Raw genomic sequence first — 8,678 nt, 5'->3', positions numbered from 1 at the left:
GCGGCCCCGGGCGCTGCCGATGCGGGACACCTTGAAGGTCGCCGCTCCCCGGGGCTTCGATGCGCTGGAGCAGCGCCTTGGCCAAGGTCGCGCCCGCCCCGCCGCCCGCAAGGCACGGGCCGAGGAATGGCTGCGCATCCCCATCACCCCCGACGTCGAACTCACGGTCCGCGGGCGCCTCGACGTCGAGCAGCGCGCCCAGCTCGAGCGCTGCGCCGACCTCGTCCGCGACATCCTGCTCAAGAGCGAGCCATGACCGACAGCACCACCAGCCTGACCCTCACACTCGGCCTGGACCGCAGCCTCGCCTGGCAGGAGGGCAACAGCGTTCGCTACGCCGTCGCCGAATTGCTCGCCGCCGGAGATGTCCGGCCGGACAAGGCCCCGGCGGTCAACCTGGCACTCGCCGTCGATGTCTCCGGCTCCATGGCCGGATCCAAGATCGAGGCCGCCCGGCGCACCGCCACCGCGGTCATCGAGGCGCTCACCCCGCGTGATCGCCTGACCCTGGTCGCCTTCGACAGCACCGCCGAGCTGCTGCTCGACGCCCGCGCCATGGACAAGGCCGGACGCGCCGCCGCGCAGGCCGCCGTACGACGCCTGGAGGACCGTGGCGGCACCAACCTCTGGGAAGGATGGCTGCTGGCCGCCGAGCGCGTCGCCACGGCCATGGCAGCCGATCCACGTGCCTCGCACCGCGTGCTGATCCTCTCGGACGGCCAGGCGAATGAGGGCGTGACCGAGGCCAGGGAGCTCGCGCGTCACACGGGTGGCCTGCTGGAGCGCGGCATCGTCACCTCCGCCGTCGGCATCAGCGACGGCTATGACGAGGTGCTGCTGGGCGCCATGGTCGAGGCCGGCGGCGGCCGTCTGCACGATGCCGAGCACGCGGCGGAGATTGCCGAGGTGGTGCTGGGCGAGTTGCTGGAAGGCCGCTCCGCGCTGGTCGAGCGCACCACGCTGCGCTTCGCAGTGCCGGCCGATCTGCGTGCCGAGGTGGTCGGCGGCTGGGCGCACACGGTGCTGCCCGGCGCCATCGAGGTGCTAGTCGGCAACCTGCTGCCGGAAACCTCGAAGCGCATCGTCTTCCGCCTGCACTGCCCGGCCGGCACACCGGGCACGGCCCTGCTGGTCGGCACTTCCGCGCGTGGCACCTCGCCTGACGGCGGCAAGACGGTCGACGCGGGTCCGCTGGAGGCGGAGCTGCGTCTGGCCCGTGGCCCCGAGAACAAGGCGCAGCCTCGCAACACCGCCCACGCCATGGCGGTGCTGCAGGCCTGGCAGGCGGAGGCGTTCCGCAAGGCGGTGACGATGAACCGCGAGGGCGACCGGCGCGGCGTGAAGCACTTCCTCGAGCGGGAGGTGCGCCACATCGAGCGCTACGCCCGCGGGCTGGAGGGCGCCGAGCCGCTGCTGGCCGAGCTTGTGCTGCTGCTGCGCCGCGCCGACAAGGAGCTCGACCCGCGCCTGAGCAAGGAGCTCTATGCGGCCTCCGCCTCCCGGGCCTTTTCCGCACCGGAGCACCGCATGATGCCGCGCGCCAGCCTCGCCTCCAGGCTCCGCCGGGACCAGCCATGACGCAGCGCTACCTCGCCTACGGCTCCAACCTCTGCGCCGGCAGATGGCGCGGCGCTGCCCGGCGGCGAAACGGGGCGAGGTGGTCGAACTGCCGGGTTGGCGCTTCGTCATCAACCGCCGCGGCGTCGCCACCCTGCTGCCCGAGCCCGGTGCCTGCGCTGCGGGCCTGGTCTGGCACTCGACCACGGCCTGCGAAGCGGCGCTCGATAGGTACGAGGGCGTTGCCGAAGGCCTCTACCGCCGCGAGGAGGTCGCGGCGGACGGCGCGCCGGCGCTGGTCTACCTCGTCTGCGCTGGAATGCTTCGGACAGCTGTTTAGTTGTGCAAAGTGAGGCCGTAGCTGCCGCTTTTGGTTAGCAGCAGGGAGGGGTTGGACGGATCAAGCTCGATCTTCTGGCGGAGGCGGTAGATGTGGGTCTCGAGCGTGTGGGTACTGACCGCGTTGTTGTAGCCCCAGACCTCGTTCAGCAAAATCTGCCGCTCCACTGGCTGACCACCGGCGCCGTAAAGATATCTCAGTACTTCGGCCTCTTTCTGCGTCAGGCGAATTTTGCGGCCTGCGGTATCCAGCAGCATTCTGGATGAGGGTCGGAAGGTGTAACGGCCAATCATGAAGGTGGCGTCTTCGGAGGTGTCGAAGACCCGCAGCTGCGCCCGCAGTCGTGCCATGAGCTCGGAGACCCGGAACGGCTTGGCGATGTAGTCGTTGGCGCCCGCATCCAGGCCGCGGACGATGTCCTGTTCGCCCTGCACGCCGGTCAGCATGAGGATCGGCATGTGGTGCCCCTGCTTTCGCAGCCGCGCGCAAAGATCTCGGCCATCGCCATCCGGCAGCCCGATGTCGAGGACAATCGCATCGTAGCGGGCATGGGGCAGGCGGAGCAGGGCCTCGGCTTCGGCTGCGCTTGCGGCTTCATCGACCAGGAACGCACCCTCCAAACGCATTTCCTCGGCGAGCGTCTCACGCAGGGCAATGTCGTCTTCGATGACAAGAACAGGGCGGGGAGCCGGCAAGGAAGCCTCCTTTGAATCAGTCAACGTGTGTTGGTTGATTTAGAATAATATTAGGCGCTTATAATGTCATCTTTAGTCGGGTTTACTGATAAGAGCTTACGCGGCGGATGCGGCGCCCCATCCTGCCACGCGGCCTTTGCCGCTTCCGGTTGCTTCCGGACCTGATCGCCTCGGCTTCTTGACCGACTTTGGTTGGTCTCCGGCAGCCATGGGGGCCGCATTACACGCCAGCGGAGGCGACATGACCGATCAAGCACGCCGCGGACCAACAGCCGGCCTTGTCCTTCTTCTGCTGGACGCGGCCTTCCTGACACTTGCTTGGCGCGTGGCGGTGCTTTTGACCGGAGGCGATCCAGCAGGCATCACTGGGCTGTTGTTTCCCGCCGCCGCCCTGGTGTTTCTCTATGCCCTGGGCTTGTATCGGCGCGAGGCGCTCCTCGAGATCCGCCGGCCGCTCGGACGCCTGCCGGTTGCCGCCGCCTATGGCAGCCTTACCGCCTGGGCTGCTCTGTCCTTCCTGCCGGAGCGTTTCGGCAGCCCCAACCTGCACCTGCTCTTTGCAGCTTCTGTTCCCTGCTTTGCCGTAGCCGGCTTGGCCGCACGCTTTGTGTTCTTCCTGATCTGCCGGCAAGGCGCCTTCCGACGCCGGCTCCTGGTCATCGGCGCGGGCCGTCGCGCCTGGGACCTGATCTGGATGCTTCGACGAGAGGCGCGTACGCTGGCTTTCGACGTGGTCTTCCTGCACGAACCTGGAATGGGAGAGGTAGATCCTCGTCTGGCTGCCGATCCCACGATCGGTGTTTTCCCAGTCACCGCTTCAATCCTCGCCACAGTCCGTGGCCTAAACCCCGATCAGATCGTGGTGGCGCCGGACGAGCGCCGCGGACTGACTCTGGAAGGCCTGCTCGCCTGCAAGATGGCGGGGTATCCGGTCAGCGAGTACGCGCGGTTCCTGGAGCAGGAGATCGGGCGGATCGATCTTAAGCGCCTTGACCGGGACTGGCTTCTCTACTCCGACGGCTTCACGATGCCGATGGCCGACCGCGTCCTGAAGCGCGCGCTCGATATTCTGGTAAGCACCGCCTTGCTGCTGTTCGTCGCGCCAACGCTTTTATGCGCCGCCATGGCAGTCAAGCTCGCCGATCGTGGGCCTGTCTTCGATCGGCAGAACCGTGTCACGCGCGCCGGCCGTGTCTTTGGCATCATGAAGCTGCGCACCACGATGACAAGCGCAGAACCGCTGGCTGCCGATTGGGCGGCCGTAGGAAAGCCGCGCATGACGCCGGTCGGGCAGTTCTTGCACCGCATCCGGCTTGATGATGTGCCGCGGCTTGTAAATGTCTTGAAGGGTGAGATGTCCCTGGTCGGCCCTCGGTCAGAGTGTCCCGAGCTGACTCGGGATCTCGCCGCCAGGCTGCCTCTGTACGGGGAACGGCACCTTGTGCGCGCTGGCCTCACCGGTTGGGCGCAGGTTAACTACCCTGAAGGGGCGTCGCTCAACGCGGCTCGTTCGAAGCTGAGCTACGATCTATTTTACGTGAAGAACTTCGGGATCGGGTTCGACCTGCTGATCTTGCTGCAGACCTTGCGGGTGGTGTCTTGGCCCGATCAGCGCCCGCTAGTGCCCTCTACCTGATCAACCAGAAGGACCCCGCCAGTATGGCCAGCCACAACAGGATCGAGACTGCGGCGATCAGGGGAAGGGCGACCCGAACACCGAGGCGGTCCGGGAGGGCTGGCGCCAAGGCAAGCTCACCGACGGGCACCCTGACGCTTTCAGACTGGGACATTGCTTCCTCCTGCGTACGATAACCATGTAGAACAGTTCCGTAAGGCGCAAGACTTTTCGGTAAATTTCAGACTTATCCGGAAAATGCCGCAGCGAATGCGGCCGCTCAGACCTGCATGAGGACGGGATGACCTTGCCCGCAGTCGCCATTCCTGCTGGTTGCGGGCCTTCGACGGAGGCGCTGGCCGGGCTGGTGGAGCGGGTCACCTTCCACAACGCCGACAGCGGCTTCTGCGTGCTCCGCGTGAAGGTGCGCGGGCAGCGCGACCTCGTCACCGTCGTCGGCCATGCGGCCACCATCGCCGCCGGCGAGTGGGTGCAGATGAGCGGTACCTGGACCAACGATCGCACCCACGGCCTGCAGTTCCGGGCGGCCTTCCTCAAGGCCAGCCCGCCCACCACCCTGGAGGGCATCGAGAAGTACCTCGGCTCCGGCATGATCCGCGGCATCGGCCCGGTCTACGCGACCAAGCTGGTCCGCGCCTTCGGCGAGGCGGTGTTCGAGCTGATCGAGCAGGAACCCGCCCGGCTTCGCGAGGTCACGGGCATCGGCCCAAAGCGCGCCGCTCGCATCATCGCCGGCTGGGCCGACCAGAAGGTGATCCGCGAGATCATGCTGTTTCTGCACGCCCATGGCGTCGGCACCTCAAGGGCCGTCCGGATCTACAAGACCTACGACGTCGAGGCGGTGCGGCTGATCAGCGAGAACCCCTACCGCCTGGCCCGCGACATCCGCGGCATCGGCTTCCTGACCGCCGACCGCGTCGCCGAGCGGCTCGGCATCGATAAGACCGCGATGATCCGGGTGCGCGCCGGCATCTCCTTCGCCCTGGCCGAGGCAATGGATGAAGGCCACTGCGGCCTGCCGGCGGACGAACTGGCAACGCTGACGGAGAAGCTCATCGAGGTGCCGCCTGCGCTGATCGAGACGGCGCTCACGCTCGAGCTGGAGACCGGCGAGGTGGTGGCCGACCAGGTGGAGGGCCGCCGCTGCGTGTTCCTGGCCGGGCTCTACCGCGCCGAGCAGGTTATCGCCGAGCGCCTGCGCGTCCTGGCCGCTGGGCGCCCGCCCTGGCCCGAGATCGACGTGGCCAAGGCGGTGCCGTGGGTGGAGGCCAGGACCGGCCTGACACTCGCCGAGAGCCAGCTGGTGGCGGTGCGGCTGGCGCTGCGCTCCAAGGTGCTGGTGATCACCGGCGGCCCCGGGGTGGGCAAGACCACCTTGGTCAACTCCATCCTGAAGATCCTCACCGCCAAGGGCGTCGAGGTGGCGCTGTGCGCGCCGACCGGCCGCGCCGCCAAGCGCCTGTCGGAAAGCACCGGGCTCGAGGCGAGGACCATCCACCGGCTGCTGGAGACCGACCCCAAGACCGGCGGCTTCAAGCGGGACGACACGCATCCGCTCGCGTGCGACCTGCTGGTGGTGGATGAGACCAGCATGGTCGACGTGCCGCTGATGCGGGCGCTGCTTAGGGCGCTGCCGGACCGGGCGGCGCTGCTGGTGGTGGGCGACGTCGACCAGCTGCCCAGCGTCGGGCCGGGCCAGGTGCTGGCCGATGTCATCGTCTCCAGCGCCGTGCCGGTGGTGCGGCTGACGGAGGTGTTCCGCCAGGCGGCCCAAAGCCGCGTCATCGTCAACGCGCACCGCATCAACCACGGGCAGATGCCGGAGCTGGAGGCGACGGAGGGCTCCGACTTCTTCTTCGTGGAGGCGGCGGAGCCGGAGGAGGGGGTGCGCCGCCTGCTGGCGGTGGTGCGCGACCGCATTCCGGCCCGCTTCGGGCTCGACCCCGTACGCGACGTGCAGGTGCTGTGCCCGATGAACCGCGGCGGCCTCGGCGCGCGGGCGCTGAACCTGGAGTTGCAGCAGGCGCTGAACCCGCCGGGCGATCTGCGGGTGGAGCGCTTCGGCTGGACCTTCTGCCCGGGCGACAAGGTGATGCAGGTCGCCAACAACTACGACCGGGATGTGTTCAACGGCGACCTCGGCGTGATCGGCGGGCTCGACCTGGAGGAGGGTGAGCTTACGGTGCTCTTCGACGGGCGGCCGGTGGTCTACGGCTTCGGGGAACTGGACGAGCTGGTGCTGGCTTATGCGACGACGATCCACAAGGCGCAGGGGTCGGAGTACCCGGCGGTGGTGATCCCGCTGACGACGCAGCACTACGCCATGCTGGCACGCAACCTGCTCTACACCGGCGTGACCCGCGGCAAGCGGCTCGTGGTGCTGGTCGGGCAGCGCCGCGCCCTGGCAATCGCCGTCAAGAACGCCAACGGCCGCCGGCGCTGGTCCAAGCTGCGCGAGTGGCTCGCGCCAGGCGCCAACGTGCCGCAGGCGCTAGGGAGTTGACCGTGCCGCCACGCCCTCCCAGGTCCCGCGCCTATTCCCGCGAGAGAACCAGGCCCGAGGTGGCGCTCAGCCTACCCGGATCTCCACCTTCCGGAAGCGCACCACACCGCGGTCATTTACTGCGCCTCCCGGGCCAGGCACGCCCGCGCCGTGCTGCAGCGCGATTCGCCCGGTCGCAAAACGAGGATCCCGAACGGCGTCGGCAGTCTTCTGGCCGTTGAACACGACTGTGAAGGCATCGCCAGAGGCGGTGATCTCAAAGAGGTTCCAGCGCCCACCCGCCTTCGGCATCGGATCTACGGCAGCAAGATCCACAATCGCGCCGGTGCCGTAGCGCTGCTCCGGCCGCTCGTCCCAGATGTTTACCTCATAGGCATTGGCGGTACTGACCATCGTGGGGTTGGTGCAGCGAATGTAGATGCCGCTGTTGGTGCTGGTGTCCACAAAAAACTCGGCGCGCAACTGGTAGTCACGGTAGTCTCGCTGCGTGACCAGAAAGCCGTTGCCGCGGTCGGCGACGAAGGCGCCATCCTCCACCCGCCAGTTAGCGTCGCCGATGCGGTCCCAGCCCTCGAAATCGCGGCCGTTGAACAAAGGTATCCAGCCATCGGACTGGGCCAATGCTGCTTTACGCCCTGCAGCGAGCCCGGCCGTGGCGGCCAGCAGCGGCACCAAAGTTCGACGCTTCATCATGCCTTCCTCCCGGAAGCTTTTTGTTGCAGCGCTAGCCTAGAGGGGACTGGCTATGCGCTTCAACAGGGAGCTCCGGGTGGGGGGCGGCAGGTCGAACGACCGCTTCCTGTCCATCCCACTTGGAAAAATCCGCCGACGCAATATCCGCTCCCGGAACGCCGGCAACGCGCCGTCGCGCCCGGCTTGGGCGCGAAGCCGCCCGTCCAGGGATCCTTGCGCATATGCCGGAACAGGTGGAGCGGCTTGCGATGATGGTGCTGCTGTTGCTGTTCGGCGGCGCGTTGGTCGGTGGCCTGCTGGCGCCGCTGCGTTGGGTGGATGTCGGCGTGGCTCTGGCGGTGCTGCTGGTGGCGGGGCTGCTCGGCCTGGTGGGGCTGCGCGCTGCCTGGCACGCGAAGGCCACGCTGGCCTTCTTCGGCATCCGCGGCGTCGGATCCTTCTACTACTTGGCCTATGGGTTGAACCACTCCGAGTTCGCGGAGGCGGAGCGGCTGTGGGGACCATCGGGCTGATCGTGCTGCTGTCCATCCTGCTGCACGGGCTGACGGTGACGCCGGTGATGCGGCTGCTGGACTTGGCACAGGGCCGCGACCCGGATGCGCCGGAGCGGTCGGAGATTCTGCCACCGGGGCTGACAGGACCAGCCCGCATGATCGGCACGGGTGCTGGTGACGATGGAGGCCGATATGTCGCTGCTGCGCAAACACCTGCGCCAGGTGGAAGACCCGCACCCCTGGGATAACGCTTCAGCACCGCGCGGTTTCGGCGTCGCCTATCTTGGTTCCAAACGATGCCGATCCTAAATCGATTTGGTCCTGCGGGTGTTGTGCCAGCCCTGGAAAGCAGCGCGGGGCGAACTGGGGGCTTGGCATGGTCCCGCCCTGCTGCGCCCAGTGCCGATGCGCGGCACGTCCACCAAACGACTGGTTCACGACTACTGCGCGCTCGCCAGACCGCCAGCTGAACACGCCGCTGCCCCACCATGGTAAGTCAGCCGCGCCACCGTTTTTATAATAGCGGGTGACGATGAGCGACCGGTCAACGCCCTCGCCTTCGAGCGAGCCTCCACCGCATGCAATTGCGGGCCTTCGGCTCGTCTCAGTGGTCCTTGCCACCGCACTGGCGTTGACCTGGCCCGCACTGCTGTTGAGCGGCGCACCCCTCATCTTCTCCGACACCTTCGACTTCCTCGCCATGGACTTCGGTCCGGAGCGCTACATCCGACCCCGCGGCTATAGATGGTTCGCAGGCTCG

9 protein-coding genes are annotated in these 8,678 nt (G+C 67.4%); 7 read left to right on the top strand and 2 right to left on the bottom strand.

Annotated features, from left to right (window positions below):
• From ACFHPP_RS29575 to ACFHPP_RS29565, 3 genes are all read left to right on the top strand, one after another.
• Positions 1–256 (top strand): hypothetical protein (locus ACFHPP_RS29575; protein ID WP_437166816.1); only part of this gene is annotated, 256 nt, incomplete at its 5' end.
• A complete protein-coding gene (locus tag ACFHPP_RS29570; protein ID WP_437166815.1) occupies positions 253–1,578 on the top strand; it encodes a vWA domain-containing protein in 1,326 nt (441 codons plus the stop codon). The genes ACFHPP_RS29575 and ACFHPP_RS29570, both read left to right, overlap by 4 nt.
• A 79-nt stretch (positions 1,579–1,657) precedes the next feature.
• Positions 1,658–1,897, top strand: coding sequence for a gamma-glutamylcyclotransferase family protein (locus tag ACFHPP_RS29565; protein WP_437166814.1), 240 nt, complete (start codon positions 1,658–1,660; stop codon positions 1,895–1,897).
• On the opposite strand, the gene ACFHPP_RS29560 is transcribed toward ACFHPP_RS29565, so the two are convergent.
• On the bottom strand, positions 1,894–2,592 hold the full coding sequence (locus tag ACFHPP_RS29560) for a response regulator transcription factor (protein ID WP_437166813.1): 699 nt from the start codon (positions 2,590–2,592) through the stop codon (positions 1,894–1,896). The two genes, ACFHPP_RS29565 and ACFHPP_RS29560, sit on opposite strands and share 4 nt — an antisense overlap.
• A gap of 241 nt (positions 2,593–2,833) precedes the next feature.
• On the opposite strand from ACFHPP_RS29560, the gene ACFHPP_RS29555 reads away from it, so the two are divergent.
• Both ACFHPP_RS29555 and recD2 read left to right on the top strand, forming a co-directional pair.
• Positions 2,834–4,228, top strand: coding sequence for a sugar transferase (locus ACFHPP_RS29555; RefSeq protein ID WP_437166812.1), 1,395 nt, complete (start codon positions 2,834–2,836; stop codon positions 4,226–4,228).
• 280 nt (positions 4,229–4,508) lie between these two features.
• Positions 4,509–6,731, top strand: coding sequence for an SF1B family DNA helicase RecD2 (gene recD2 / locus ACFHPP_RS29550; protein ID WP_437166811.1), 2,223 nt, complete (start codon positions 4,509–4,511; stop codon positions 6,729–6,731).
• Between the two features lie 66 nt (positions 6,732–6,797).
• Here recD2 and ACFHPP_RS29545 read toward each other — a convergent pair whose 3' ends face one another.
• Entirely contained in the window at positions 6,798–7,424 is a 627-nt protein-coding gene (locus ACFHPP_RS29545; protein WP_437166810.1) for a 3-keto-disaccharide hydrolase, read from the bottom strand.
• A gap of 221 nt (positions 7,425–7,645) precedes the next feature.
• Here ACFHPP_RS29545 and ACFHPP_RS29540 point away from each other — a divergent pair, with 221 nt between their 5' ends.
• Both ACFHPP_RS29540 and ACFHPP_RS29535 read left to right on the top strand, forming a co-directional pair.
• A complete protein-coding gene (locus ACFHPP_RS29540; protein ID WP_437166809.1) occupies positions 7,646–7,936 on the top strand; it encodes a hypothetical protein in 291 nt (96 codons plus the stop codon).
• The gene (locus tag ACFHPP_RS29535; RefSeq protein WP_437166808.1) at positions 7,918–8,166 is read left to right on the top strand and encodes a hypothetical protein; all 249 of its coding nucleotides are present in this window, start codon (positions 7,918–7,920) and stop codon (positions 8,164–8,166) included. The genes ACFHPP_RS29540 and ACFHPP_RS29535 overlap by 19 nt, the downstream gene beginning before the upstream one ends.
• Positions 8,167–8,678 lie beyond the last annotated feature (512 nt).

Origin of the sequence: Falsiroseomonas sp. E2-1-a20, from assembly GCF_051433195.1 — a bacterium.
Lineage (GTDB): Bacteria > Pseudomonadota > Alphaproteobacteria > Acetobacterales > Acetobacteraceae > Falsiroseomonas.
This window is presented reverse-complemented; position numbering and strand designations above follow the sequence as displayed.